Raw genomic sequence first — 25,417 nt, forward strand, 5'->3', positions numbered from 1 at the left:
CCGCGCGGAAAGACCGAAGGCCCGTCCCGAAAGGGGCGGGCTTTTTCGTTGCCTTGCTCGCCGTCCACGCGCCCTGGCGATCGCCGGATCGCGGGCCGATTCCCTGCCGCTTTTTCCGCGTTTCTCTGCTATGATCACCCGAACCCGAAACGACAGCCGATGTGAGGAGGCGACATGCCCGCACGCAAGAAGGCATCCGATTTCGATCCCCGGATCCTGGAAATCTTTGACGGTTACGTTCACGGCAAGATCAGCAAGCGCGAATTCCTGGGCCAGGCGGGCCGCTATGCCGCCGCCGGGGTGACCGGCGCGATGATTCTTGACGCGCTGCGGCCCGATTATGCGCTGGCCCAGCAGGTGCCCGCCGATGACCCGGCGATCCGGGTCGAGACGGTGACCTATCAAAGCCCCGAGGGGAATGGCACGATCGGCGCCCTGATGGTGCGCCCCGCCGGCGCCTCTGGCAGGCTGCCGGCGGTGCTGGTCATCCACGAGAATCGCGGCCTCAACCCCTATATCGAGGATGTCGCGCGCCGCGTCGGCAAGGCCGGCTACATGGCATTCGCGCCCGACGGGCTGAGCCCGCTGGGCGGCTATCCCGGCAATGACGACGAAGGGCGCGAGATGCAGGCCAGCCTCGATCCGGCCCGGCTGATGGCGGATTTCTTTGCCGCGCATGAATTCCTGCGCGATCATGACGGATCGACCGGCAAGGTGGGCTGTGTGGGCTTTTGCTATGGCGGCGGGGTCTGCAACGCGCTGGCGGTGGCCTATCCGGAACTGGCGGCCTCGGTGCCGTTCTATGGCCGCCAGCCCGAGACGGGTGACGTGCCAAGGATACAGGCACCGCTGATGATCCATTACGCCGGGCTGGATGAGCGCATCAATGCCGGCTGGCCGGCCTATGAACAGGCGCTGAAGGATGCCGGCAAGGAATATCAGGCCTTCATCTATCCCGACGTCAATCACGGTTTCCACAATGACAGCACGCCACGCTACGATGCCGGGGCGGCGGAACTGGCCTGGGAGCGGACCATGGGCTTTTTCGCCGACAAGCTGCGCTGAAACCGGCTGCTGACACGATTTGTCAGCATTGCCGGCGCATGATGACGATGTGACCGCAGACAGGGGAAACGCCATGTTCGATCATATCGGGATCAATGTCGCCGATCTTGACCGCTCGCGCGGGTTCTACGAGGCGGCGCTGGAACCCCTGGGCATCGTCACCTGCGCGGAGGTGAGCGCCCACATGACCGGCGGGCGGGGCGCGTTCATCGGCATGGGCAATGACCGGAACCCGCGTTTCTGGTTCGGGACCGGCCAGCCGGGCGGCCCGGTCTGCCACGTCGCCTTTGCCGCGCCGGATCGCGCCACGGTCGATGCCTTTTACCGCGCCGCGCTGGCCGCGGGCGGGCGCGACAACGGCGCCCCGGGGCTGCGGCCCGAATATCATCCCGGCTATTACGGCGCCTTTGTCCTTGACCCCGACGGCAACAATATCGAGGCCGTCCATCACGGAGAACCGGCATGACCAGCTATCACGGCTCGTGCTTCTGCGGCGCCGTCGGCTTTCAGGCCGAGGGCGACCTTGCGGCCGGCACGATGCGCTGCAATTGCAGCTTCTGCCGCAAGATGCGCTATTGGGAAATGCTCTTGCCCGATCCCGACGGGTTCCACCTGCTGCGCGGCGCCGAGCATCTGGCCGAGACGCCGCGCCGGCAGGATGACCGCATGGAGATGCATCACTATTTCTGTGCCCGCTGCGGCACCCGGTTGTGGACGCAGGGCGATATTGCCGAACTGGGCGGGCGATTCGTGATGGTCTGCGTCAACGCGCTGGACGACCTGCCCGAGGCCGAACTGATCGCGGCGCCGGTCCATTACGCCGATGGCGCGCATGACAACTGGATGCAGCCGGCGCCCGAGACGCGGCACCTGTAGGCCCGCGTCCCGAATACCCGCCATGACTTGACAGATCTGCGAACTGGCGCCACCTATTGCGGCCCTGCTTTCGTTGCCTTCCGGCCCCTCTCCTTGTCGAGGTCAGTGATGTTCAATTGGTTCGAGCAGCGGCTCGACCCCTATCCCGCCGATGCGCCCGCCATGCCGCCGCGCGGATTGTGGCGCTTCATCCTGCATTATGCCCGCGGGGCGGAAATCTACATGCTGGGCCTGGCGGGCTGCGCCGCGACCATCGCCGTGGTCGAGGTGGTCCTGTTCGGCTATCTGGGCGAGCTGGTGAACCGCCTGGCCGAGACCGATCCGGCCGGATTCTGGCAGCTCGAGGGGCGCCGCCTGCTGCTGATGGGCGCGGTCCTGGTGATCGGGCTGCCGCTGCTGCAGGTCATCTTTTCGCTGCTGATGCATCAGACGCTGATGGGCAACCTGCCGCAGCGCATCCGCTGGCAGGCGCATCGCTATCTGCTGCGCCAGTCGATGAGCTATTTCCAGGACGAATTCGCCGGCCGCATCGCCACCAAGCTGATGCAGACGGCGCTGGCCGTGCGCGAAGTGGCGATGAAATTCGTCGATGTGCTGACCTATGTCGGGGTCTATTTCATCGGCGCGCTGGTGCTGGCGGCGTCGCTGGATGGCTGGCTGGCGCTGCCCTTCCTGCTGTGGGGGATCGGCTATGGCCTGCTGCTGTGGTGGCTGATCCCGCGCATCGGCCGCATCAGCGAGGCACAGGCCGATGCCCGGGCGGTAATGACCGGGCGGGTGGTGGACAGCTATACCAATATCTCGACCGTCAAGCTGTTCTCGCACAGTTCCCGCGAAGAGGCCTATGTCCGCGAAAGCATGGACGGCTTCCTGCGCACCGTCCATATCCAGATGCGGCTGGCCTCGATCCAGAACATCACGCTGTCGACGCTGAATTCCGTGCTGGCCTTCGCGGTCACGGGCCTGGGCCTGTGGTTGTGGATGCAGGGCCAGATCACTGTCGGCGCGGTGGCGATCGCGGTGCCGCTGGCCCTGCGGCTGGGGAATATGTCGCATTGGATCATGTGGGAATTCGCCGGACTGTTCGAAAATATCGGCACGGTGCGCGACGGCATCGGGTCGCTGTCCCTGCCGCGCATGGTGATCGACGCGGGCGATGCGCGCGGGCTGCGGGCCGGCGGCGGCGGGGTCGAATTCGACCGCGTCACGTTTCGTTATGGCGGGGTCGCGCGGCCGGGCCGGGGCGCGGTGCTGGACGATCTCAGCCTGAAGATCGCGCCGGGCGAGCGGATCGGGCTTGTCGGGCGCTCGGGGGCGGGAAAGTCGACGCTGGTCAATCTGATGCTGCGCTTTCACGATCTGGAGACCGGCCGCATCCTGATCGACGGGCAGGATATCGCCGGGGTGACGCAGGAAAGCCTGCGCGCGGCGATCGGGGTGGTGACGCAGGATACTTCGCTGCTGCACCGCTCGATTCGCGACAATATCGCCTATGGCCGCCCCGATGCCAGCGAGGCCGAGATCATGCGCGCCGCCGAAATGGCCGAGGCGGCGGAATTCATCACCGGGCTTACCGATTCGCAGGGCCGGCAGGGGCTCGATGTCCATGTCGGCGAGCGCGGCGTCAAGCTGTCGGGCGGTCAGCGCCAGCGCATCGCCATCGCCCGCGTGCTGCTGAAGGACGCGCCGATCCTGGTCCTGGACGAGGCGACCAGCGCGCTCGACAGCGAAGTCGAGGCCGCGATCCAGAGCCAGCTTGCCCGGCTGATGCAGGGCAAGACGGTGATCGCCATTGCCCACCGGCTCTCCACCATCGCGCAGATGGACCGGCTGGTGGTGATGGAGGCAGGCCGCATCGTCGAACAGGGCACGCATCACGAATTGCTGGCGCGGGGCGGCATCTATGCCGGTCTCTGGGCGCGGCAGTCCGGCGGATTTCTCGAGGCGGAATGAGTGCGGGCCGCGACTTCCCTCTTGAACCGCGCCCGGACCTGCCGTAATCAGGCGCGCGGCCTAGGGGTATAGCTCAGTTGGTAGAGCATCGGTCTCCAAAACCGAGGGTCGGGGGTTCGAGTCCCTCTGCCCCTGCCAGTCGCCTTCGGTGTGCCATCCGCGCCTGATCCGGTTTTCCCAGTCCGAAACGATCCGCCCATGGCGCTGACCATTCATCTGGGCGCGCACAAGACCGCGTCGAGCCATCTGCAGCATTCCCTTGCCCTGGCGAGCGACGAGTTGCGCCGGGCCGGGATATTCTATGCCGGCCCGACCGCGCTGCGCGGCGACGAACTGCCGCTGGCAGATGCGCTGAGCAGCCGGCGCAGGCAGCCGGCGCGGATGGTCCGCGACCGGCTGGCCCCGGCGCGCGAGACATTTCCCGAAATTCTGCTGTCGGAAGAGAACATCCTGGGCCGCACCGGCCGGCAATGGATCTGCGGCGGGTCGGGCCTTGTCTATCCGGCCGCATCCTACCGGGTGCGCCGCATGATCGCGCTGGCGGCGGCGGGGCCGGCGACGCTGTTTCTGGGCATTCGCGATCCGGCCAGCTTCTATGTCTCGACCTTTGCGCTGCAGTTTTCCGAGGGCCGCGAGGTCGATTTCGAGACCTATCTGAACGGCCGCGACCCGGCAAGGATCGGCTGGGCCGGGCTGATCGGGCGGCTTGGCGCGATCGACAGCGTGGCGCGCATCGTGGTCTGGCGCTACGAGGATTACCCCGCGCTGCGCCCGCAGCTTCTGGCGCGGCTCCTGCCGCCGGGCCTTGCCGCGCGGGTGCCCGATCCGCCGCCGGTGAACGAAAGCGTGACCCAGCCCGGCTACGACTGGTTCGTCAGCCGGGCGCTGAACGACAGCGAGATCGACCTGCGCGTTCTGGCCCGGCGGGCGCGGCTGCGGTTTCGGCGCGCTGACGGGCACCCGCCGCTGCGGCCGCTGCCCGATAGCGATTACCAGCGCTCGCGGGAGTTTTACGCCCGGCAGGTCGCGCGTCTGCGCCGGCTGCCCAAGGTCGAATTTCTGGAACCCTGAACCGCGCGGCGCAGATCGCTGCTTGAAAACCCGGGTCGGGCAGGCTATCTGATCCGCTGCAAGACCAAAGGAAGCTCCATGGAAAGCCCCGCCAAGTTCATCAGTCAGGTCCGCTCGGAAGTGGGCAAGATCGTCTGGCCCAACCGGCGCGAGGTGGTCACCACCACGATCATGGTGCTGATCATGGCGACGCTGGCGGCGGTGTTCTTCTTTCTCGCCGACCTGCTGATCAAGACCGGGCTGGGACAGCTTCTCAACCTCGTCGGCTAGAGGGCTTGCATTGGGCGGCAGGGGGCGTTATGTCCGCCCGACCTGCCCGTGAAGCGGCGTGCATCGATTCGGTCGTGCGCGCCGATTTCAATTTGGCCGGAGCCTGCGCGCATCATGCGCCGATCGGGCCGGGGCGGTAAGGGAATTCAAGGGGTTGGCCTGGCCAGCCCGGAAGGAAACAGGGGTCGATCGAGACATGGCAAAGCGTTGGTATTCGGTCAGTGTCCTGTCGAACTTTGAAAAGAAGGTCGCCGAGGCGATTCGCCTGGCCGTGGCCGAAAAGGGCCTTGAGGACGAGATCGAGGAAGTTCTGGTCCCGACCGAGGAAGTGATCGAGATCCGGCGCGGCAAGAAGGTGACTTCCGAGCGCCGCTTCATGCCCGGCTATGTGCTGGTCCGCATGGAGCTGTCGGATCGCAGCTATCATCTGGTGAACTCGATCAACCGGGTCACCGGGTTTCTGGGCGCGCAGGGCAAGCCGATGCCGATGCGCGACGACGAGGTGAATGCGATCCTGCATCGCAGCGGGGAAGGCGGGGCCGAGGTGGCGCCGCGCAACCTGATCCGCTTCGACGTGGGCGAAAAGGTAAACGTGACCGATGGCCCCTTCGAGGGCTTCTCGGGCATGGTCGAAGAGGTGGACGAGGCCGCGGCGCGGATCAAGGTCACCGTCTCGATCTTTGGCCGGCCCACGCCGGTCGAGCTGGAATTCACGCAGGTCGCCAAGACCGCGTGATCGTTCGCGGGAGGCGCCGGTCCCCTTGGGGATATGCGCCGCACCGCTAAGTCGGCCCCATACCCAATTCCGGGCAGGGGCGTGATGATAAGGAGAGGGCCAGATGGCCAAGAAAGTCGTCGGGCAGCTGAAGCTGCAGATCAAGGCGGGTCAGGCGAACCCGTCCCCGCCCGTTGGTCCCGCACTGGGTCAGCGCGGCATCAACATCATGGAATTCTGCAAGGCGTTCAATGCCAAGACGCAGGAGCTGGAGCAGGGCGCTCCGATTCCCGTGGTGATCACCTATTACGCCGATAAATCCTTCACCTTCGAGACCAAGACGCCGCCGGCCTCGTTCCTGCTGAAAAAGGCCGCCGGCCTGAAGCCGGTGGGCAAGCGCAACCGCGCCCGCGGTTCGGAAAAGCCCGGCCGCCAGACCGCCGCGACCGTGACCGTCAAGCAGGTCCGCGAGATCGCCGAACTCAAGATGAAGGATCTGTCCGCGAATGACGTCGAGGCCGCGATGCAGATCATTCTTGGCTCGGCCCGTTCGATCGGTATCGAGGTGAAAGGCTAAGCCATGGCAAAACTGTCGAAAAACAAGGCCGCCGCCCGCGCCGCCTTCGCAGGCAAGTCGAACCTCTCGGTCGAGGATGCCGTCAAGCTGGTCAAGGACAACGCCAAGGCGAAATTCGACGAGACCGTCGAGATCGCGATGAATCTGGGCGTCGATCCGCGCCATGCCGACCAGATGGTTCGCGGCGTGGTGACGCTGCCCAACGGCACCGGCAAGGATGTCCGCGTCGCTGTTTTTGCCCGCGGCCCCAAGGCTGACGAGGCAAAGGCGGCCGGCGCCGAGATCGTCGGGGCCGAGGACCTGATGGAGACCATCCAGAGCGGCAAGATCGAGTTCGATCGCTGCATCGCCACCCCGGACATGATGCCGGTGGTCGGCCGTCTGGGCAAGATCCTGGGGCCGCGCAACCTGATGCCGAACCCCAAGGTCGGCACCGTGACCATGGATGTCGCCGCCGCCGTGCAGGCCGCCAAGGGCGGTGAGGTCCAGTTCAAGGCCGAAAAGGCCGGTGTCGTGCATGCCGGCGTCGGCAAGGCGTCCTTCGACGCCGCCAAGCTGGCCGAGAATATCCGCGCCTTCGTCGAGGCGGTGAACCGCGCCAAGCCCTCGGGTGCCAAGGGCACCTATGTCAAGAAGGTCTCGATCAGCTCGACCATGGGTCCGGGCGTGTCGCTGGACCTGGGCTCGACGGCCGCCGCGCAGTAAGCGCGTATGAGTTTCGCCAAGGGCGCTGGTCGCCCGCGGCGGATGGCGGGGCAGCGATGCCCCGTCCTGTCCGAGACGGAGGGTGCCGGGGAAACCTTGCTTAATGTCCTTCCTGAGATGGGTTCAAGACCATTTTCCGGGGCTTTCCGGGTGATCTTGGGACCGTCACGGACCCGTTCCTGCCGCTGTTCTGGCGACAGGAAAGTGAGAGCCGGGGGGAAACCCCCATACTTGGAGTGAAACCGTGGATAGAGCGCAAAAAGAACAGGTGGTCGAAGAACTCGGCCAGATCTTTGATGCCTCTGGCGTCGTGGTGGTTGCCCACTACGAGGGAATGACGGTTGCCCAAATGCAGGACCTGCGCGCGCAGATGCGCGAAGCTGGCGGGTCCGTTCGCGTTGCCAAGAACAGGCTCGCCAAGATCGCCCTGGATGGAAAGCCTTGCGCCAGCATTGCCGACTATCTGACGGGTATGACCGTGCTCGCCTATTCCGAGGACCCTGTGGCTGCTGCCAAGGTCGCGGATAAATACGCCAAGGGGAACGACAAGTTCGTGATCCTGGGCGGTGCCATGGGCGACACGGCGCTTGATCCGGCCGGTGTGAAAGCCGTGGCCCAGATGCCCTCGCGCGAAGAGCTTATCGCTTCGATCGTGGGTTGCATCGGTGCCCCTGCCAGCAACATCGCCGGTGCGATTGGCGCACCTGCTTCGAACATCGCGGGCATCCTCAGCACTCTGGAAGAGCGCGAGGCCGCATAGGGCAATCCCGATTCCCCGTGGGGTTGAAACCCCGACGTTGGAACACTTAATGGAAAGAACGGAAAAATGGCTGATCTGAAAAAACTCGCCGAAGAAATCGTGGGCCTGACCCTGCTGGAAGCCCAGGAACTGAAAACCATCCTGAAAGACGAATACGGCATCGAGCCGGCCGCCGGTGGCGCCGTCATGATGGCCGGCCCGGCTGCCGGTGGCGACGCCGCCGCCGTCGAGGAAAAGACCGAATTCGACGTCGTCCTGACCGAAGCCGGTGCCAACAAGATCAACGTGATCAAGGAAGTTCGCGGCATCACCGGCCTGGGCCTGAAAGAAGCCAAGGACCTGGTCGAAGCCGGTGGCAAGGTGAAAGAAGGCGTCTCGAAGGCCGAAGCCGAAGAGCTGAAAACCAAGCTCGAAGCGGCTGGCGCCAAGGTCGAGCTGAAGTAATCGGCCGCGCGGTTGGCCGTGCCGGCCGATCGAGTGCTGAAAGATTGGGCAGGGTCCGGGGTTTTCCCGGTCCCTGCCGAGCCTGTCTTGAAGGGCGGTTTCGCATGATCGCGCGGGAAACCTTCCTTCAGGGCATGTTCGGGGTTCGGGAGCCGTGCGGTGGGACGCGCGGCACGAATGGAACCCCGCCCCTCATTCGCCGCGTTGCGCCGGTCGGGCCCCGACGACCGCTGCAAGCGAAAGACGAAAGGTAAGACCCTCTATGGCGCAAGCTTATGTCGGCCAGAAACGCATCCGGCGTTACTATGGCAATATCCGCGAAGTTCTGGAAATGCCGAACCTCATCGAGGTTCAGAAATCGTCCTATGACCTGTTCCTGCGGTCGGGCGATGCGGCGGCCCATCAGGATGGCGAAGGCATTCAGGGTGTCTTCCAGTCCGTGTTCCCGATCCGGGATTTCAACGAGACGGCGACGCTGGAATTCGTCAAATACGAGCTGGAAAAGCCGAAATACGACGTCGATGAATGCCAGCAGCGCGACATGACCTATGCCGCGCCGCTTAAGGTGACGCTGCGCCTGATCGTGTTCGATGTCGATGAAAACACCGGCGCCAAATCGGTCAAGGACATCAAGGAACAGGATGTCTACATGGGCGACATGCCCCTGATGACGCAGAACGGCACCTTCATCGTGAACGGCACCGAGCGAGTCGTGGTCAGCCAGATGCACCGCAGCCCCGGCGTGTTCTTCGACCATGACCGCGGCAAGACGCACAGCTCGGGCAAGCTCTTGTTCGCCTGCCGCATCATTCCCTATCGCGGCTCCTGGCTGGATTTCGAATTCGACGCCAAGGATCTGGTCTTCGCGCGCATCGACCGCCGCCGGAAACTGCCGGTGACGACGCTGCTTTATGCGCTTGGCATGGATCAGGAAGGCATCATGGATGCCTTCTACGACACGGTGGATTACCGGCTGCAGCGCGCCGGCAAGGGCAAGGATTCCGGCTGGGTCACGCGCTTCTTCCCCGAGCGCGTGCGCGGCACCCGTCCCAGCTATGATCTGGTCAATGCCGAAACCGGCGAGGTCATCACCAAGGCCGGCGACAAGGTCACCCCGCGTCTGGTCAAGAAGCTGAACGAGGCCGAGGGCGAGATCAACCTGCTTCTGCCCTTCGACAAGATCATCGGCCGTTTCGTCGCCAAGGATCTCGTCAATGACGAGACCGGTTTCATCTATGCCGAGGCCGGCGACGAAATCACCGCCGAATACGACAAGGACGGCGAATTGTCGGGCGGCCTGCTCAAGGTGCTGCTGGACAACGATATCGACGATATTCCGGTCCTCGACATCGACCATGTCAATGTCGGCCCCTATATCCGCAACACCATGGCCGCGGACAAGAACATGAACCGCGAAGGCGCCTTGATGGATATCTATCGCGTCATGCGCCCGGGCGAGCCGCCGACGGTCGAGGCCGCCAGCGCGCTGTTCGACAGCCTGTTCTTCGACGCCGAGCGTTACGACCTGTCCGCCGTGGGCCGGGTCAAGATGAACATGCGTCTGGATCTGGACGCGCCCGACACGCAGCGCACCTTGCGCCACGAGGACATCGTGGCCTGTGTGCGCGGTCTGGTCGAGCTGCGCGACGGCAAGGGCGAGATCGACGATATCGACCATCTCGGCAACCGCCGCGTGCGTTCTGTCGGCGAGCTGATGGAGAACCAGTATCGCGTCGGCCTGCTGCGCATGGAACGCGCCATCCGCGAGCGCATGTCCGGGGTCGAGATCGACACCGTCATGCCGCAGGACCTGATCAACGCCAAGCCGGCGGCGGCGGCGGTGCGCGAATTCTTCGGCTCGTCGCAGCTCTCGCAGTTCATGGACCAGACCAACCCGCTTTCCGAGGTGACGCATAAGCGCCGTCTCTCGGCGCTTGGGCCGGGCGGTCTGACCCGCGAACGCGCCGGCTTCGAGGTGCGCGACGTGCACCCGACCCATTACGGCCGGATGTGCCCGATCGAGACGCCCGAAGGCCAGAATATCGGCCTGATCAACAGCCTTGCGACATTCGCCCGCGTCAACAAATACGGCTTCATCGAAACCCCCTACCGCAAGGTGGTCGAGGGGCAGGTGACCGATGACGTGGTCTACATGTCCGCGACCGAGGAAATGCGCCATACCATCGCGCAGGCCAATGCCGAACTGGATGGCGACGGCAAGTTCGTTCAGGAACTGGTCAGCACCCGGCAGGCGGGCGATTTCATGCTGAACCCGGTCGAGGCCGTCGATCTGATCGACGTCTCGCCCAAGCAGCTGGTCTCGGTCGCCGCGGCGCTGATCCCCTTCCTGGAAAATGACGACGCCAACCGCGCGCTGATGGGCTCGAACATGCAGCGTCAGGCGGTGCCGCTGCTGCGTGCCGAGGCGCCCTTTGTCGGCACCGGGATGGAGGCCACCGTGGCCCGCGATTCCGGCGCTGCGATCATGGCGCGGCGGGGCGGTGTCATCGACCAGGTCGATGCGCAGCGGATCGTTATCCGCGCGACCGAGGATCTGGGCGCGGGCGATGCCGGCGTGGACATCTATCGCCTGCGCAAGTTCAAGCGCTCGAACCAGTCCTCGACCATCAACCAGCGGCCGCTGGTCAAGGTGGGCGACCGGGTGGTCAAGGGGCAGGTGGTCGCGGACGGTCCCTCGACCGATCAGGGCGAACTGGCGATCGGCCGCAACGTGGTCGTCGCCTTCATGCCCTGGAACGGCTATAACTACGAGGACTCGATCCTGATCTCCGAGCGGATCCACCGCGACGACGTGTTCACCTCGATCCATATCGACGAATACGAAGTGGCGGCCCGCGACACCAAGCTGGGTCCCGAGGAAATCACCCGCGACATCCCGAACGTCGGTGAGGAAGCCCTGCGCAACCTCGACGAGGCGGGCATCGTCTATATCGGCGCCGAGGTCGGCCCGGGCGACATCCTTGTGGGCAAGATCACCCCCAAGGGCGAAAGCCCGATGACGCCCGAGGAAAAGCTTCTGCGCGCCATCTTCGGCGAAAAGGCCAGCGATGTGCGCGACACCTCGCTGCGCCTGCCGCCGGGGGCTTACGGCACCATCGTCGAGGTTCGCGTCTTCAACCGCCACGGCGTCGACAAGGACGAGCGCGCGCTTCAGATCGAGCGCGAGGAAGTCGAGCGTCTGGCCCGCGACCGGGACGACGAGCTGGCGATCCTCGAGCGCAACATCTATGCGCGCCTGAAAACGCTGATCATGGGCAAGGAGGTCGTCAAGGGGCCCAAGGGCATCCGCGCCGGCGCCACCGTGAACGACGATCTGCTGGCCCCGCTGAGCCGTGGCCAGTGGTGGCAGCTTGCCGTCGCGGACGAGGACACCGCCAAGGAAGTCGAGGCGCTGAACCAGCAATTCGACGCGCAGAAACGCGCGCTGGACAACCGTTTCGACGACAAGGTCGAAAAGGTCCGTCAGGGCGACGACCTGCCGCCGGGCGTGATGAAGATGGTCAAGGTCTTTGTCGCCGTGAAGCGCAAGCTGCAGGCGGGCGACAAGATGGCCGGCCGTCACGGCAACAAGGGCGTCGTCTCCAAGGTCGTGCCGATGGAGGACATGCCCTTCCTCGCCGACGGCACCCCGGTCGATCTGGTGCTGAACCCGCTGGGCGTGCCCTCGCGGATGAACGTGGGCCAGATCCTTGAAACCCATATGGGCTGGGCATCGCGCGGCCTGGGCGTCAAGATCGACGAGGCGCTGCAGGACTATCGCCGCAACGGCGACCTGACCCCGGTGCGCGAGGCGATGAAGAACGGCTATGGCGAGGAGTTCTTTGCCGAGACCTTCGGCGGCGTCGATGACGCGCAGCTGGTCGAGCATGCCGAGGCCGTGCGCGGCGGCGTTCCCATCTCCACGCCGGTCTTCGATGGCGCGAAAGAGGCCGATGTGAACGACGCGCTGAAGCGGGCCGGTTTCGACACATCGGGCCAGTCCATCGTCTTCGACGGTCGCACCGGCGAGCAGTTCGCCCGCCCGGTCACCGTGGGCATGAAATATATCCTGAAGCTGCATCACCTTGTCGATGACAAGATGCATGCCCGCTCGACCGGCCCCTACAGCCTGGTGACCCAGCAGCCGCTGGGCGGCAAGGCGCAGTTCGGCGGTCAGCGTCTGGGTGAGATGGAGGTCTGGGCGCTGGAAGCTTACGGCGCGGCCTACACCCTGCAGGAAATGCTGACGGTCAAGTCCGACGACGTGGCCGGCCGGACCAAGGTCTACGAATCCATCGTCAAGGGCGAGGATAATTTCGAGGCCGGCGTGCCGGAAAGCTTCAACGTGCTGGTCAAGGAGGTCCGGGGTCTGGGCCTCAACATGGAACTCCTGGATGCGGAGGACGAGGAATAGCGGCAGCCGCCGTCGGGCGGGGCGCATGCCCCGCCGCCTTGTCCAACGCGCCCCTCATCAGGAATTGAAAATGAACCAGGAACTCGCCACCAATCCCCTGAACCCGCTGGCCCAGCCGCGGCAGTTCGACGAAATCAAGATCTCGCTGGCCTCGCCCGAAGAAATTCTGGCCTGGTCCTTTGGCGAGGTGAAGAAACCCGAAACCATCAACTACCGCACGTTCAAGCCCGAGCGTGACGGTCTGTTCTGCGCGCGTATCTTTGGCCCGATCAAGGATTACGAATGCCTGTGCGGCAAGTACAAGCGGATGAAATATCGCGGCCTCGTCTGCGAGAAATGCGGCGTTGAAGTCACGCTGCAGAAGGTCCGGCGCGAGCGCATGGGCCATATCGAACTGGCCGCGCCGGTCGCCCATATCTGGTTCCTGAAATCGCTGCCGTCCCGTATCGGTCTGATGCTGGACATGACGCTGCGCGATCTGGAACGCATTCTGTATTTCGAAAACTACGTGGTGATCGAGCCGGGTCTGACCGACCTGAGCTATGGTCAGCTGCTGACCGAAGAAGAATACATGGACGCGCAGGACCAGTACGGCGCCGACGCCTTCAACGCCGATATCGGCGCCGAGGCGATCCGCACCATGCTGGCCAATATCGACCTGGCCGCGACCGCCGAGCAGCTGCGCGAGGACCTGAAAGAGGCCACCGGCGAGTTGAAGCCGAAAAAGATCATCAAGCGGCTGAAGATCGTCGAATCCTTCCTGGAATCCGGCAACCGCCCGGAATGGATGGTGCTGACCGTGATCCCGGTCATTCCGCCGGAACTGCGGCCGCTGGTGCCGCTGGATGGCGGCCGCTTCGCGACCTCGGACCTGAACGACCTCTATCGCCGGGTGATCAACCGCAACAACCGCCTCAAGCGGCTGATCGAACTGCGCGCGCCCGACATCATCGTGCGCAACGAAAAGCGGATGCTGCAGGAATCGGTCGATGCGCTGTTCGACAACGGCCGCCGCGGCCGCGTCATCACCGGCAACAACCGCCGCCCGCTGAAATCGCTCTCGGACATGCTCAAGGGCAAGCAGGGCCGCTTCCGCCAGAACCTGCTGGGCAAGCGCGTGGACTTTTCGGGCCGCTCGGTCATCGTGACCGGGCCCGAGCTGAAGCTGCATCAATGCGGCCTGCCCAAGAAGATGGCCTTGGAGCTGTTCAAGCCGTTCATCTATTCGCGGCTTGAGGCCAAGGGCCTGTCCTCGACCGTCAAGCAGGCCAAGAAGCTGGTCGAAAAGGAACGCCCCGAGGTCTGGGATATCCTCGACGAGGTGATCCGCGAGCATCCGGTGCTGCTGAACCGCGCGCCGACGCTGCACCGTCTGGGCATCCAGGCCTTCGAGCCGATCCTGATCGAGGGCAAGGCGATCCAGCTGCACCCGCTGGTCTGCTCGGCCTTCAACGCCGATTTCGACGGCGACCAGATGGCCGTGCACGTCCCCCTCTCGCTGGAAGCCCAGCTTGAGGCGCGCGTGCTGATGATGTCCACGAACAACGTGCTGTCGCCTGCCAACGGCGCGCCGATCATCGTGCCGTCGCAGGACATGGTTCTGGGTCTTTACTACACGACCATGGAACGCGAGGGGATGAAGGGCGAAGGCATGGCCTTTGCCGATCTCGAAGAGGTCGAGCACGCCCTTGCCGCCGGCGAGGTGCACCTGCATGCCAGGATCACCGCGCGCCTGCCGCAGATCGACGAGAACGGAAATGAGGTGATCCGCCGGTTCGAGACCACGCCGGGCCGTATTCGTCTGGGCGCCCTTCTGCCGAAGAACGCGAAAGCGCCCTTCGAGCTGGTCAACCGGCTGTTGCGGAAAAAGGACATCCAGAACGTCATCGACACCGTCTACCGCTATTGCGGCCAGAAAGAGTCGGTGATCTTCTGCGACCAGATCATGGGGCTCGGCTTCCGCGAGGCGTTCCGCGCCGGCATTTCCTTCGGCAAGGACGACATGGTCATCCCGCCGACGAAATGGGAACTGGTCCAGGAAACCCAGGATCAGGTCAAGCAGTTCGAACAGCAATATCTGGACGGTCTGATCACCCAGGGCGAGAAATACAACAAGGTCGTCGATGCCTGGTCGAAATGCAACGACCGGGTCACCGAGGCGATGATGAAGACCATCTCGACCTCGCGCAGGGACGAGGCGGGGGCCGAACAGGAACCCAACTCGGTCTATATGATGGCCCATTCCGGCGCCCGCGGCTCGGTCAGCCAGATGAAGCAGCTGGGCGGCATGCGGGGCCTGATGGCCAAGCCGAACGGCGAGATCATCGAGACGCCGATCATCTCGAACTTCAAGGAGGGTCTGACCGTTCTTGAATACTTCAACTCGACCCACGGCGCGCGGAAGGGCCTGTCCGACACCGCGCTCAAGACGGCGAACTCGGGCTACCTGACCCGCCGTCTGGTGGACGTGGCGCAGGATTGCATCATCCGCGAGCACGATTGCGGCACCGATCAGGCGATCACCGCCTCGGCCGCGATCAATGACGGCGAAATCGTCAGCCCGCTGTCCGAACGCATCCTGGGCCGCGTCGCGGCCGATGACGTGGTCGTGCCGGGCGAGGATGTCGTCATCGTGCGCAAGAACGAGCTGATCGACGAGCGCAAGGCCGATGAGATCGAGGCATCGGGCGTGCAATCCGTGCGCATCCGCTCGGCCCTGACCTGCGAATCCGAGGATGGCGTCTGCGCGCTGTGCTACGGTCGCGATCTGGCGCGCGGCACGCTGGTCAATATCGGCGAGGCGGTCGGCATCATCGCCGCCCAGTCGATCGGCGAGCCGGGCACCCAGCTGACCATGCGGACCTTCCATATCGGCGGGATCGCGCAGGGTGGCCAGCAATCCTTCATCGCCGCGGCGCAAGAGGGCGTGGTGGCCTTCGAGAACGAGAACACGCTGGAAAACGCCAGTGGCGAGCTGATCGTGATGAGCCGCAACATGCAGCTGCATGTCAGAAACGCGCAGGGCGAGGTGCTGGCCAGCCACAAGCTGTTCTACGGCTCGAAACTGTTCGTGCGCGACGGCGATGCCGTGGCGCGCGGCCAGAAGATGTTCGAATGGGACCCCTATACCCTGCCGATCATCGCCGAAAAGGCGGGTGTGGCGAAATTCGTCGATCTGGTCACCGGCATCTCGGTCCGGGACGAGACCGACGACGCCACCGGCATGACGCAGAAGATCGTGACCGACTGGCGCTCGGCGCCCAGGGGCAACGATCTGAAGCCGGAGATCATCGTCGTCGATGCCGAGGGCGAGCCGGTGCGCAACGAGGCCGGAAACCCGGTCACCTATCCGATGTCGGTCGACGCGATCCTGTCGATCGAGGACGGGCAGGAGATCAAGGCCGGCGACGTGGTGGCCCGGATCCCGCGCGAAGGCGCCAAGACCAAGGACATCACCGGGGGTCTGCCCCGCGTGGCGGAATTGTTCGAGGCCCGTCGTCCCAAGGATCACGCGATCATCGCCGAGATCGACGGCTATGTGCGCTTTGGCAAGGATTACAAGAACAAGCGCCGCATCGCCATCGAGCCGACGGATGACAGCCTTGAGCCGGTCGAATACATGGTGCCCAAGGGCAAGCACATCCCGGTGCAGGAAGGCGACTTCGTGCAGAAGGGCGACTATATCATGGACGGTAACCCGGCGCCGCATGACATCCTGCGCATCATCGGGATCGAGGCCCTGGCCGATTACCTGATCGACGAGGTGCAGGACGTCTATCGCCTGCAGGGCGTCAAGATCAACGACAAGCATATCGAGGTGATCGTGCGGCAGATGCTGCAAAAGATCGAGATCCTCGACAGCGGCGACACCACGCTGCTGAAGGGCGAGCATGTCGATCGCGACGAGTTCGAGGAAGAGAACGCCAAGATCGAGGCCAAGGGCGGCAAGCCGGCACTGGGCGAGCCGGTGCTTCTGGGCATCACCAAGGCCAGCCTGCAGACCCGCAGCTTCATCTCGGCCGCCTCGTTCCAGGAAACGACCCGGGTGCTGACCGAGGCCGCCGTTCAGGGCAAGCGCGACAAGCTGGTCGGCCTGAAAGAGAACGTCATCGTCGGCCGGCTGATCCCGGCGGGCACGGGCGGGGCCACCGCCCGGGTGCGCCGCATCGCCACCGAGCGCGACAATGAGGTGATCGAGGCGCGCCGCGCCGAGGCCGAGGCCGCCGCCGCCCTGGCCGCGCCCGAAGAGGCCCCGGTCACGGCGGGCAGCGAGGACTGATCGCGGCCGCCCGCGCGGGAAAACCACGGAAAGGCCCGGCCCTCGCGCCGGGCCTTTCCATTTTTCGCAGAGCGCCCGGACCGGCACCATAGCCGGGACGCGTTGAGTTGCGGCCGGGGCGACGGGCTGAAAACCGGATCGGGGACAAGAGCACTGGCTTTCTACCCATGAGACGAATATCGCTTGGGAAACAGTCCCCCGGTGATCCGAGATGCGCACCCCAATCATATCCCCGATCCGGCGTGTGCGGCCGGTCTCGATGCGTCCCGCCCCGCCGCAGGCCGGCGAGAACCTGCGCGGGGCAGGGCTGATGACACTCTCGATGGTCAGTTTCGGCTGCAACGACGCGGTGATGAAATTCGTCATCCAGGACATGCCGCTATATCAGGCGATCTTCATGCGCGGCGCGGTGGTCATGGTCTTTCTTCTGGCGCTTGCCCTGCGCAAGGGGCTTGGGGTGCTGCATGTCGGCTCGGGCGATCGCATGGCAATGGCGCTGCGACTGATCGGCGAGATCGCCTCGACACTGCTGTTCCTGAATGCGCTGCATAATATGGCCATCGGCAATCTGTCGGCGATCATGCAGTCATTGCCTCTGGTCGTCATGCTGGCCGGGGCGCTGGTCTTTGGCGAAAGGCTGGGCTGGCGGCGCTCAAGCGCTGCGCTGGTCGGGCTGATCGGCGTGCTGGTCATCCTGCGGCCGGGCGGCGAACTTTTTGACATCTGGGCGCTGGTCGCGCTTGGCTCGATGCTGATGGTGGCGCTGCGCGATCTGTCCACGCGCAAGTTCAGCCGCGCGGTCACCACCACGGCGGTGGCGTTTTACGCGGCGATGGGGGTGACGCTGATGGGGGCCATCGGCAGCGCGGCCGAGGGCTGGGTGGCGCCCAGCCCGCTGCAGCTTGTGCTGATACTGCTGGCGGGCTGTTTCCTGGCCGTGGGCTATATGAGCGCGGTCGGCGCCATGCGTATCGGCGAGATTTCCTATGTCGCGCCGTTCCGCTATACCTCGCTTCTGGTCGCCATCCTTGCCGGTCTGGTGCTGTTCGGAGAATGGCCGGACCTGTGGACCTGGATCGGCGCCGGGCTGGTGGTCGGTGCGGGGCTTTACACCATCCTGCGCGAGTCGCAACTGGGCTGGAAACGCTGACGCTTGGGACGCGCCGGCCATGGCCGGGCTTTGGCGCCGCAGTTGCCCGGCTGGCTGTTGACTCACCCCCGGAATCCCCATATACGCCGCACACCCGGCAGGTTTCTGCCCGGTGCCCAGAACCATCTATGGTCACGATCCGGGCCGTTAAGCCCTTGATCCTCTGGAAAACGACCCGTCCTCCCGTCAAGGGACTGGATGGGTTCTGGCGTTTCACGATTCGCGTGGGGCGCCGTCGAGAAGTGGCGCAGTCAGCCGACTGCGAGTATTGACGAAAGCAAGACGGGGAACCGAATGCCGACGATCCAACAGCTGATCCGCAAACCGCGGCAGCCCAAAGTGCAGCGCTCGAAGTCGCAGCACCTCCAAGGATGCCCGCAGAAGCGTGGTGTCTGTACGCGTGTCTATACCACGACGCCGAAAAAGCCGAACTCGGCCATGCGCAAGGTCGCCAAGGTGCGCCTGACCAATGGTTTCGAGGTCATTTCCTATATTCCGGGCGAAAAGCACAACCTCCAGGAGCACAGCGTCGTGCTGATCCGTGGCGGCCGTGTGAAGGACCTTCCGGGTGTCCGCTATCACATCCTGCGCGGTGTGCTGGATACCCAGGGCGTCAAAGACCGCCGTCAGCGTCGTTCGAAATACGGCGCCAAGCGTCCGAAATAAGGAGAGGCTGCAATGTCACGTCGTCACGCCGCTGAAAAGCGCGAAGTCCTGCCCGACGCCAAATATGGCGATCGCGTGCTGACCAAATTCATGAACAACCTGATGGTTGACGGCAAGAAATCGGTTGCCGAGCGTATCGTCTACAGCGCGCTGGATCGCGTCGAAGGCAAGCTCAAGCGCGAACCGATCGAGATCTTCCACGAGGCCCTCGATAACGTGAAACCCTCGGTCGAGGTGCGTTCGCGCCGGGTTGGCGGTGCCACCTATCAGGTGCCGGTCGAGGTTCGTCCCGTCCGCCGCGAGGCGCTGGCCATCCGCTGGCTGATCGCCGCGGCCAAGAACCGCAACGAACACACCATGGAAGAACGCCTTGCCGGCGAACTGGCCGATGCCGTGAACGGCCGCGGCACCGCCGTCAAGAAACGCGAAGACACCCACAAGATGGCCGACGCGAACAAGGCGTTCAGCCATTACCGCTGGTAACCGGAAGGAAGGCCCTTAATGGCACGCGAATATCCGCTGCAGCGCTATCGGAACTTCGGCATCATGGCCCACATCGATGCCGGCAAGACCACGACGACCGAACGTATCCTGTTCTACACCGGCAAGAACCACAAGATGGGCGAGACGCATGACGGCGCCTCGACCATGGACTTCATGGAACAGGAAGCCGAGCGCGGGATCACCATCTCGTCGGCCGCGACGACCACTTTCTGGCAGCGCCAGGAAGATCCGACCGCCGAGGGGACCTCGGAGACCAAGTACCGCTTCAACATCATCGACACCCCCGGCCACGTGGACTTCACCATCGAGGTCGAGCGTTCGCTGGCGGTGCTGGACGGTGCTGTCGCTCTGCTGGACGGGAACGCGGGCGTCGAGCCGCAGACGGAAACCGTCTGGCGTCAGGCCGACCGCTACAAGGTGCCGCGTCTGGTCTTTGTCAACAAGATGGACAAGATCGGGGCCGACTTCTTCAAATGCGTGCGCATGGTCAAGGACCGCACCGGCGGCATTCCCTGCCCGATCGCCCTGCCGATCGGCGCCGAGGACAAGCTGGAAGGCATCATCGACCTGATCACCATGGAAGAATGGGTCTGGAAGGGCGAGGATCTGGGCGCCAACTGGGTGCGCCAGCCGATCCGCGCCGAGCTGCAGGACATGGCCGACGAATGGCGTTCCAACATGATCGAGCTTGCTGTCGAGCAGGACGATGATGCCATGGAGCAGTACCTGGAAGGCAATGAGCCCGATGTGGACACGCTGCGCAAGCTGATCCGCAAGGGCTGCCTGTCGATGGCCTTCTTCCCGATGCTGGCCGGTTCCGCCTTCAAGAACAAGGGCGTGCAGCCGCTGCTGAACGCGGTGATCGACTTCCTGCCGGGTCCGCAGGACGTGCCGACGCTGATGGGCTTCTCGCCCGATGACGAGACGGAAGAGCGCAACATCCCCCGCAAGGCGGATGATGCCGAACCCTTCTCGGCGCTGGCCTTCAAGATCATGAACGACCCCTTTGTCGGCTCGCTGACCTTCACGCGGATCTATTCGGGTCAGCTCAAGAAGGGCGACTCGATGCTGAACTCGACCAAGGGCAAGCGCGAGCGTGTCGGCCGCATGATGATCATGCATGCGATCAACCGCGAGGAAATCGAGGAAGCATTCGCCGGCGACATCATCGCGCTGGCGGGTCTGAAGGAAACCACCACGGGCGACACGCTGTGCGATCCCGCCAAGCCGGTGGTTCTGGAAACCATGACCTTCCCCGAGCCGGTGATCGAGATCGCCGTCGAGCCGAAGTCCAAGGCCGACCAGGAAAAGATGGGCCTTGCCCTGCAGCGCCTGGCCGCCGAGGACCCGTCCTTCCGCGTCGAGACCGACATCGAGTCGGGCCAGACCATCATGAAGGGCATGGGCGAACTTCACCTCGACATCCTCGTCGACCGCATGAAGCGCGAGTTCAAGGTCGAGGCGAATATCGGCGCCCCGCAGGTGGCCTACCGCGAGACCATCTCGACCGAGGCCGAGATCGACTATACGCACAAGAAACAGACCGGCGGTACCGGCCAGTTCGCGCGCGTGAAGCTGATCATCACCCCGACCGAGCCGGGCGAGGGCTATTCCTTCGAATCCAAGATCGTCGGCGGTGCGGTGCCCAAGGAATACATTCCGGGCGTCGAAAAGGGCATCAAGTCGGTGATGGATTCCGGTCCGCTGGCCGGCTTCCCGGTGATCGACTTCAAGGTGGCCCTGATCGACGGTGCCTTCCACGACGTCGATTCCTCGGTGCTGGCGTTCGAGATCGCGGCCCGCGCCGCGATGCGTGAAGGTCTGCGCAAGGCCGGTGCGAAACTGCTCGAGCCGATCATGAAGGTCGAGGTGGTCACGCCCGAGGAATATACGGGTTCGATCATCGGCGATCTGACCTCCCGTCGCGGGATGGTCCGGGGGCAGGACAGCCGCGGCAACGCCAATGTCATCGACGCCTTCGTGCCGCTGGCCAATATGTTCGGCTATATCAACAACCTGCGGTCGATGTCCTCGGGCCGCGCGGTGTTCACGATGCAGTTCGACCATTACGAGGCCGTGCCGCAGAACATCTCGGACGAGATCCAGAAGAAATACGCGTGATGAAACGTCATACGAAGCTTCTGGCCGCCTTGGCGGTCGGCGCGGCCCTTGCGGGCTGCGCCGGATCCGCGCCGGACAAGGCGGCGCTCACCGCCGAGCAGACGCAGCTCTATACCGCCCAGCGTGCCGATATCGACGTTTCCGCCGTTGCCGAGGGCAGCCGTGGACGCAAGGTGTCGGCCGAGGAGATCAAGGCGGCGCTGGAAAGCCGCTCGAATCTGGTCAAATGGCGCGGCGGCAGGACCGAGGCGGTCGTCAGCATCAAGGTGACGTCGGTCAATATCCTGTCCGCCGGCCAGTCGATGATGCTCGGCGGCGAAAGCGTCATGCTAGGCACGGTGGCCCTGCTCGACGCGCGCAGCGGTGAGCCGATCGTCGCCCCGATCGAGATCAGCTCCGGCGGCGGTGGCTATTACGCCGGCGGTATCATCGGCGTGATGTCGCTGGAAGACAAGAACACCGAGCTGGAACAGCTGGCTCAGCAATTCATGACACGTGCCCGGCTGGCGCTGACTGGCCCCACCACCACGGCACAGACTAATATTCAGGAGGCCAAGGATGGCAAAGGCAAAGTTTGAACGGACGAAACCGCACGTCAACATCGGGACCATTGGTCACGTCGATCACGGCAAGACGACTCTGACGGCTGCGATCACGAAATATTTCGGCGATTTCAAGGCCTACGACCAGATCGACGGCGCGCCCGAGGAAAAGGCCCGCGGCATCACCATCTCGACCGCGCATGTGGAATACGAATCCGACTCGCGCCACTATGCGCATGTCGACTGCCCCGGCCACGCCGACTACGTCAAGAACATGATCACCGGCGCGGCGCAGATGGACGGCGCGATCCTGGTGGTGAACGCGGCCGACGGCCCGATGCCGCAGACCCGCGAGCACATCCTTCTGGGCCGCCAGGTCGGCATCCCCTTCATGGTCGTCTACCTGAACAAGGTCGACCAGGTCGATGACGAGGAACTCTTGGAACTGGTCGAGATGGAAGTGCGCGAGCTTCTGTCCAGCTACGACTATCCCGGCGACGACATTCCGATCGTCAAGGGCTCGGCGCTGGCCGCGCTGGAAGGCCGCGATGCGGAAATCGGCGAGAACTCGATCCGCGCCCTGATCGCGGCGGTGGACGAATACATCCCGACGCCCGAGCGCGCCGTGGACCAGCCCTTCCTGATGCCGATCGAGGACGTGTTCTCGATCTCGGGCCGCGGCACGGTTGTGACCGGCCGGGTCGAGCGTGGCGCGGTGAACGTGGGCGACGAGCTTGAAATCGTCGGCATCCGCGACACCAAGAAGACCACCTGCACCGGGGTCGAGATGTTCCGCAAGCTCTTGGATCGCGGCGAGGCGGGCGACAATATCGGCGCGCTCTTGCGCGGCATCGAGCGTGACGGCGTGGAGCGCGGTCAGGTCCTGTGCAAGCCGGGTTCGGTCAAGCCGCACACGAAGTTCGAGGCCGAGGCCTATATCCTGACCAAGGAAGAGGGCGGCCGCCACACGCCGTTCTTCGCGAACTACCGCCCGCAGTTCTACTTCCGCACGACGGACGTGACCGGCACGGTGAAGCTGCCCGAGGGCACCGAGATGGTGATGCCCGGCGACAACCTGAAATTCGAGGTCGAGCTGATCGCGCCGATCGCGATGGAAGAAAAGCTGCGCTTCGCGATCCGCGAAGGCGGCCGCACGGTCGGCGCCGGCGTGGTGGCGAAGATCATCGCGTGATCGCGCCTGCGGCCGGGGCTGCGGCCCCGCCCGCGCGGAAAGACCGAAGGCCCGTCCCGAAAGGGGCGGGCTTTTTCGTTGCCGGGGCGTATTGACCTGATCGCCGGATCGCGGTTCTCTCGGCGGAGTTCCGCGCGCTTGTCCGCAATGCCGGGAATAGCCTCCCGCGACAGCCGTATTCCTTGTTACGACATAGCAGGGGGCGTTGATGAGTAAAAAAGACAAGGATCAAAAGGCCGCGGCAGAGGTCGATCAGGATAGCATCGCCCAGCCTGTGACCCCGCCGGTCGAAGCCGAAACGCCCGAGGAATCCGCCCCGGCCGGCGATGCGACGAAAAAGGACAAGGCTCTGGGCTCTGCCAAGGCGGTCGAGACGATGTTCCGCAATGCCATCCGGGCCGAGCTGGACATCATCGCGCTGGCCGCCACCAAGGCCAATATCATGATCTCGCTGAACGGGCTGATCATTTCGGCGCTGATGATCTCGGGCGCGTTCATCTTTGCCTCGACGGTGGCGTTCCTGCTGCCGGCGGGGGTGTTCATGATCACCACCGCCGCCTCTATCGTATTCGCGCTGCTGGCCGCCTCGCCCGAGCGGGTGGGCCTGTTTTCGGGCCTGCGCGACTGGGTCGTCGACCTGTTTCGCGGGCAGGCGCGGCTGTCCGATCTGCGGACCTATCTGCGTCGCCAGAATGCGGGTCCCGCGGATGGCGACCTGAACCTGCTGATCTATGAGCACCGCGCGACGCTGACCCGTGCCGATCACTGGCAGCGCATGAAGGTCCTGCTGAATGACCGCGAGGAAATCTATCGCCAGATGAGCGACCAGCTGTACTGGCTGGGGCAGATGGCCGACCGCAAGTTCCGCTTGCTGGACGTGTCCTATACCATCTTTCGCTGGGGGCTGCTGGTTTCGGTGCTGACCTTTATCAGCGTCAAGTCGCTGTCGGGCCTGTTCCCGGGCCTGTCGGGCAAGTCCGTGACGCGGCTGCATAACCTGGGCATCGCCGAGTTTACCGATATCTACGAGCCCTCGGCCGTGCAGCAGCTGGCGGATGGCCGCGTGCTGGTGGTCGAGGACGAAGCCTCGCGCGCCATGAGCGTGATGACCCTGGGCGAGGATGGCGGCCTGATCGAGAACCCCGCGAACGATCTGCGCATCACCCGCGCATTCGGCCGCAAGATGAACGATCTGGAGGGTCTGTCGATCGACGATGAGGGCTATGTCTATACCGTGACCTCGCATTCCAGAAACAATGACGGCCAGCGTCGCCCGGACCGTGAACAACTGCTGCGTTTCCGCATTCTCGGCAATTCTGTGGGCGAGATCAGCAGTTTCACCGGGCTGCACGACGCGATCACCCAGGATGAGGGGCTGCGGGCCGGGCTTGCCGCAATGAGCGACGACCAGGTGAGCTTGGACAAGCTGAATATCGAGGGCCTGTCCTATTACAGGGAGGCCGGCCACCTGCTGATCGGCCTGCGCGAGCCGATGATCGAGGAGCGTTCGCTGATCCTGGTGATCACCAATCCCGACGCGGTGTTCGAACGCGAAGCCGCGCCGCGCTTTGGCGATCCGATCCTGCTGGATCTGAAGGGCGGCGGCATCCGGGCGCTGAGCTACGATCCGGTGCTGCGCAGCTTCCTGATCGTCAACGAGATCGAGGGCTACGAGGGCAACCGCTATTCGCAGCTATGGTCATGGTCGGGCGAGCCGGATGCCGCGCCCGAGCCGGTGGCGCTGCCCGATATCATCAATCTCAACAATGTCGAATCCATCGACGCGATCACCATTGACGGCGAGCCGCGGCTGCTGCTGATGAGCGATGAGGGCAATGAGAAAAAGAACCGCCCGGCCCGCTACATGATGCTGAAATACGATCAGATCGGCGGCTAGGGGGAAAGGCGCGGGATTTCCCGCGCCGGCCCTTGACTTGCCCCGGCGGATGAGGCATTGGGGCCGCTGTCGCAGCCGGTATCGCGAATTCCACAAGAATCGGTTGCCTTGTGCCGGGTCGCCCGCTAATGGGGCGGCCTGCACTGTTTTTTGCGGTTCGACGCTGGCGATGCGTGGTGTGTCGTCAGCCTCTCAACTGAAACTCCCCGATAGAGG

Annotated in this window: 20 protein-coding genes and 1 tRNA gene; all 21 read left to right on the forward strand. The window is 64.3% G+C overall.

Annotated features, from left to right (window positions below):
• Positions 1-174 precede the first annotated feature (174 nt).
• Positions 175-1,065 carry a YghX family hydrolase gene (yghX, locus tag IT41_RS04075; RefSeq protein WP_036738922.1) on the forward strand — a complete coding sequence of 297 codons (891 nt, stop codon included), beginning with the start codon at positions 175-177 and terminating at the stop codon, positions 1,063-1,065.
• A 73-nt stretch (positions 1,066-1,138) separates the two neighbouring features.
• On the forward strand, positions 1,139-1,531 hold the full coding sequence (locus tag IT41_RS04080) for a VOC family protein (protein ID WP_036739091.1): 393 nt from the start codon (positions 1,139-1,141) through the stop codon (positions 1,529-1,531).
• Entirely contained in the window at positions 1,528-1,941 is a 414-nt protein-coding gene (locus IT41_RS04085) for a GFA family protein (RefSeq protein WP_036738923.1), read from the forward strand. The genes IT41_RS04080 and IT41_RS04085 overlap by 4 nt, the downstream gene beginning before the upstream one ends.
• 108 nt (positions 1,942-2,049) lie before the next feature.
• Positions 2,050-3,894, forward strand: a complete 1,845-nt coding sequence (locus tag IT41_RS04090) for an ABC transporter ATP-binding protein (protein ID WP_036738924.1) — start codon at positions 2,050-2,052, stop codon at positions 3,892-3,894.
• Between the two features lie 62 nt (positions 3,895-3,956).
• Positions 3,957-4,032: transfer RNA gene (locus tag IT41_RS04095), tRNA-Trp, on the forward strand.
• 60 nt (positions 4,033-4,092) lie between these two features.
• Entirely contained in the window at positions 4,093-4,965 is an 873-nt protein-coding gene (locus IT41_RS04100) for a hypothetical protein (protein ID WP_036738925.1), read from the forward strand.
• Positions 4,966-5,043: 78 nt separating this feature from the next.
• Positions 5,044-5,235, forward strand: a complete 192-nt coding sequence (gene secE, locus IT41_RS04105; RefSeq protein WP_036738926.1) for a preprotein translocase subunit SecE — start codon at positions 5,044-5,046, stop codon at positions 5,233-5,235.
• Between the two features lie 196 nt (positions 5,236-5,431).
• Complete coding sequence (gene nusG / locus IT41_RS04110) at positions 5,432-5,971, forward strand: transcription termination/antitermination protein NusG (RefSeq protein ID WP_036738927.1); 540 nt, start codon at positions 5,432-5,434, stop codon at positions 5,969-5,971.
• Between the two features lie 103 nt (positions 5,972-6,074).
• Positions 6,075-6,527: a 50S ribosomal protein L11 gene (gene rplK / locus IT41_RS04115; RefSeq protein WP_036738928.1), complete on the forward strand. Its 453-nt coding sequence runs from the start codon at positions 6,075-6,077 to the stop codon at positions 6,525-6,527.
• Between the two features lie 3 nt (positions 6,528-6,530).
• Positions 6,531-7,232 (forward strand): 50S ribosomal protein L1, encoded by a 702-nt coding sequence (rplA, locus tag IT41_RS04120; RefSeq protein WP_036738929.1) that lies wholly within the window; start codon positions 6,531-6,533, stop codon positions 7,230-7,232.
• A 244-nt stretch (positions 7,233-7,476) separates the two neighbouring features.
• A complete protein-coding gene (gene rplJ / locus IT41_RS04125; RefSeq protein WP_036738930.1) occupies positions 7,477-7,992 on the forward strand; it encodes a 50S ribosomal protein L10 in 516 nt (171 codons plus the stop codon).
• Between the two features lie 66 nt (positions 7,993-8,058).
• Positions 8,059-8,436 carry a 50S ribosomal protein L7/L12 gene (gene rplL / locus IT41_RS04130; protein WP_036738931.1) on the forward strand — a complete coding sequence of 126 codons (378 nt, stop codon included), beginning with the start codon at positions 8,059-8,061 and terminating at the stop codon, positions 8,434-8,436.
• A 262-nt stretch (positions 8,437-8,698) separates the two neighbouring features.
• Entirely contained in the window at positions 8,699-12,850 is a 4,152-nt protein-coding gene (rpoB, locus tag IT41_RS04135; RefSeq protein WP_036738932.1) for a DNA-directed RNA polymerase subunit beta, read from the forward strand.
• Between the two features lie 70 nt (positions 12,851-12,920).
• Positions 12,921-17,129, forward strand: coding sequence for a DNA-directed RNA polymerase subunit beta' (gene rpoC, locus IT41_RS04140; protein ID WP_036738933.1), 4,209 nt, complete (start codon positions 12,921-12,923; stop codon positions 17,127-17,129).
• Between the two features lie 211 nt (positions 17,130-17,340).
• On the forward strand, positions 17,341-18,279 hold the full coding sequence (locus tag IT41_RS04145) for a DMT family transporter (RefSeq protein ID WP_081967456.1): 939 nt from the start codon (positions 17,341-17,343) through the stop codon (positions 18,277-18,279).
• A 294-nt stretch (positions 18,280-18,573) separates the two neighbouring features.
• Positions 18,574-18,945, forward strand: coding sequence for a 30S ribosomal protein S12 (gene rpsL / locus IT41_RS04150; protein ID WP_022705687.1), 372 nt, complete (start codon positions 18,574-18,576; stop codon positions 18,943-18,945).
• A gap of 12 nt (positions 18,946-18,957) precedes the next feature.
• Complete coding sequence (gene rpsG, locus IT41_RS04155; protein ID WP_036738934.1) at positions 18,958-19,428, forward strand: 30S ribosomal protein S7; 471 nt, start codon at positions 18,958-18,960, stop codon at positions 19,426-19,428.
• An 18-nt stretch (positions 19,429-19,446) separates the two neighbouring features.
• On the forward strand, positions 19,447-21,570 hold the full coding sequence (gene fusA, locus IT41_RS04160) for an elongation factor G (RefSeq protein WP_036738935.1): 2,124 nt from the start codon (positions 19,447-19,449) through the stop codon (positions 21,568-21,570).
• Positions 21,567-22,148, forward strand: coding sequence for a hypothetical protein (locus tag IT41_RS04165; protein WP_139221769.1), 582 nt, complete (start codon positions 21,567-21,569; stop codon positions 22,146-22,148). The genes fusA and IT41_RS04165 overlap by 4 nt, the downstream gene beginning before the upstream one ends.
• Complete coding sequence (gene tuf / locus IT41_RS04170; protein WP_036738921.1) at positions 22,129-23,304, forward strand: elongation factor Tu; 1,176 nt, start codon at positions 22,129-22,131, stop codon at positions 23,302-23,304. The genes IT41_RS04165 and tuf overlap by 20 nt, the downstream gene beginning before the upstream one ends.
• 208 nt (positions 23,305-23,512) lie before the next feature.
• Positions 23,513-25,201 carry a Pycsar system effector family protein gene (locus IT41_RS04180; RefSeq protein WP_052081267.1) on the forward strand — a complete coding sequence of 563 codons (1,689 nt, stop codon included), beginning with the start codon at positions 23,513-23,515 and terminating at the stop codon, positions 25,199-25,201.
• Positions 25,202-25,417: the final 216 nt, after the last annotated feature.

The organism is Paracoccus halophilus (assembly GCF_000763905.1).
Taxonomy (GTDB): domain Bacteria; phylum Pseudomonadota; class Alphaproteobacteria; order Rhodobacterales; family Rhodobacteraceae; genus Paracoccus; species Paracoccus halophilus.

Coding starts and splice junctions, on each gene's coding strand:
- rplL (WP_036738931.1), top strand. CDS start 8,059: ATGGCTGATCTGAAAAAACTCGCCGAAGAAATCGTGGGCCTGACCCTG.
- rpsL (WP_022705687.1), top strand. CDS start 18,574: ATGCCGACGATCCAACAGCTGATCCGCAAACCGCGGCAGCCCAAAGTG.
- IT41_RS04080 (WP_036739091.1), top strand. CDS start 1,139: ATGTTCGATCATATCGGGATCAATGTCGCCGATCTTGACCGCTCGCGC.
- IT41_RS04180 (WP_052081267.1), top strand. CDS start 23,513: ATGAGTAAAAAAGACAAGGATCAAAAGGCCGCGGCAGAGGTCGATCAG.
- IT41_RS04085 (WP_036738923.1), top strand. CDS start 1,528: ATGACCAGCTATCACGGCTCGTGCTTCTGCGGCGCCGTCGGCTTTCAG.
- rpsG (WP_036738934.1), top strand. CDS start 18,958: ATGTCACGTCGTCACGCCGCTGAAAAGCGCGAAGTCCTGCCCGACGCC.
- IT41_RS04090 (WP_036738924.1), top strand. CDS start 2,050: ATGTTCAATTGGTTCGAGCAGCGGCTCGACCCCTATCCCGCCGATGCG.
- tuf (WP_036738921.1), top strand. CDS start 22,129: ATGGCAAAGGCAAAGTTTGAACGGACGAAACCGCACGTCAACATCGGG.
- yghX (WP_036738922.1), top strand. CDS start 175: ATGCCCGCACGCAAGAAGGCATCCGATTTCGATCCCCGGATCCTGGAA.
- IT41_RS04145 (WP_081967456.1), top strand. CDS start 17,341: ATGCGCACCCCAATCATATCCCCGATCCGGCGTGTGCGGCCGGTCTCG.
- nusG (WP_036738927.1), top strand. CDS start 5,432: ATGGCAAAGCGTTGGTATTCGGTCAGTGTCCTGTCGAACTTTGAAAAG.
- rpoB (WP_036738932.1), top strand. CDS start 8,699: ATGGCGCAAGCTTATGTCGGCCAGAAACGCATCCGGCGTTACTATGGC.
- secE (WP_036738926.1), top strand. CDS start 5,044: ATGGAAAGCCCCGCCAAGTTCATCAGTCAGGTCCGCTCGGAAGTGGGC.
- IT41_RS04100 (WP_036738925.1), top strand. CDS start 4,093: ATGGCGCTGACCATTCATCTGGGCGCGCACAAGACCGCGTCGAGCCAT.
- rplA (WP_036738929.1), top strand. CDS start 6,531: ATGGCAAAACTGTCGAAAAACAAGGCCGCCGCCCGCGCCGCCTTCGCA.
- rpoC (WP_036738933.1), top strand. CDS start 12,921: ATGAACCAGGAACTCGCCACCAATCCCCTGAACCCGCTGGCCCAGCCG.
- fusA (WP_036738935.1), top strand. CDS start 19,447: ATGGCACGCGAATATCCGCTGCAGCGCTATCGGAACTTCGGCATCATG.
- rplK (WP_036738928.1), top strand. CDS start 6,075: ATGGCCAAGAAAGTCGTCGGGCAGCTGAAGCTGCAGATCAAGGCGGGT.